Here is a 1,692-nt window from a genome sequence, read left to right as displayed (position 1 = left end):
AAGGCCTAAAACTTCCGGCGTTGAAGTGCTCTTCAACACCAAAAATTTTAGACCCACTTTTTTACAGTGTCCCCGCTTTGTGTATAATAAATTGGAAATTGGTGCTTACCGGTGCAATTTTTTGATTGATTCGGCAACGCGACTTTGCATCGGCGATGCGGCCGCAAGCATAAGCGCATTTCTAAGCGCCGGATCAACAGCGTAGATATACAATCCATGTACGCCGCGAGTCAAAAGTACGTTCACTTCATTTCGGAGTAACTCCAAGGCAACACTTTGCTTTTTCTTTCCCATTGAACGCTTCTGTGTGGCGTTCTTGTTGGCACTATTTTCTGGGTGAACCACGACTTGACCATTTTCGTAGCCGACAGATGGGCCAAGGATAACGCCGGCATAGTTTAAGTCTAATCCTTGGATAGTGAACGTTGAACCGACTTCATCGATGGTTTGTGGTTGCTCTGCCCAAGCGAGTTTTGCATTCCGACGAGCCTGACGTTTATCATTGACCTTGATCTGAAGGTTCCATGGCATGGACCAATCGCCAATTGAAACATGCCACATATTATCTTTTTGATCTTTAGGATGCTTTTTTTGAACAAATGGCCAGTCAAAAGTGGCTAACATGCGAGAAAGGCCATGCTCTTGGTCTTTATTCTTTGCACGGATGGCCGACTGCAGTGTGGCTGGTGAATCAAAAATTTGCAGATCATAATTCTTGGCATCTGCTTGTGGTATCGCGTCGATTTGGTTGTTAAACACAAAATCTTCGATCCACTGGAGTGTTTCGGGTCCTGCGTCCATGCGCATCTGTTGGGTTAAGGTGATCAAGTTGCCATTAGCCTCAGCATGATCAGCAAGCTCTTTGAATTGTGTTTGCGTTCGATAGCCATTGGTTGCCAAGACCTGGTATGGGTCAAAGACTGCGACAACGACGCGGGATCGTTCAAGCAAATCGTCAAGTTGGTTTTTACCTTTATATGCTTGTTTGCCTTGGGTGTAAAGCAGATGTGCTTCATCCACCAAGGCAACATCAATCAGCGAATCTTCATCCTTATCAGAAGTGACGTTGATATAGTGCGTGGGCTTGTTGACTTGATCGCCTTCCTCAGTGTACAGACCTAGTTTAGTCATGATTTGTTGGTAAACGGTAAATTGTTGATCGTGATTGACCATCAACTTTGCATTCAGACGTTGATTAGCGGAAACAAGGTCCTGCACATCACCATGTTTATCTAAGGTGGTCATTAACTGATAATACAAACTACTGAGGAGGACTGTTTTGCCTGAACCGGCTTCACCTTGGATAATGATCAGTTGGCCACGCTGATTGTTTTTCAAAGCGACTTGAATCCGGTCGAGAATCGTCGTGCGGGCAGTTCGTTGACTAGCAGTCAACGTGTGAAAAGGGGAGGCCTTGAATAAAGCGGAATCCAAAATGGCTCGTTCAACCGGGAAAATGTCCGGATCAAGGTGATGAAGTTTCCGCCAAATTTGAGAGAAAATCTGATTCTTCTCATTCATTGGGTAATAGCTACCTTGAGGATTGGTACGTAAGTTCATCAGGCGATAATTTGTTTCGGAGCCGGACAAATAAAGCATCAGTTGGTTTTCAATGTCGAGGGTCATCGATTTATTGACCTGGATTATTCATAGAATTTCAAAAAAGCAGCGCAATCCCACGATTCACACGGG

General features: G+C 44.7%; 1 protein-coding gene. It reads right to left on the bottom strand.

Translation table 11 applies throughout. The features are described from left to right. Window positions 1-105 precede the first annotated feature (105 nt). Window positions 106-1,626 (bottom strand): DUF2075 domain-containing protein, encoded by a 1,521-nt coding sequence (locus tag FD01_RS12240; RefSeq protein WP_056964555.1) that lies wholly within the window; start codon window positions 1,624-1,626, stop codon window positions 106-108. Between the last annotated feature and the right edge of the window lie 66 nt (window positions 1,627-1,692).

The sequence above is a fragment of the Lacticaseibacillus manihotivorans DSM 13343 = JCM 12514 genome (genome assembly GCF_001435035.1).
Classification (GTDB): Bacteria; Bacillota; Bacilli; order Lactobacillales; family Lactobacillaceae; genus Lacticaseibacillus; species Lacticaseibacillus manihotivorans.
This window is presented reverse-complemented; position numbering and strand designations above follow the sequence as displayed.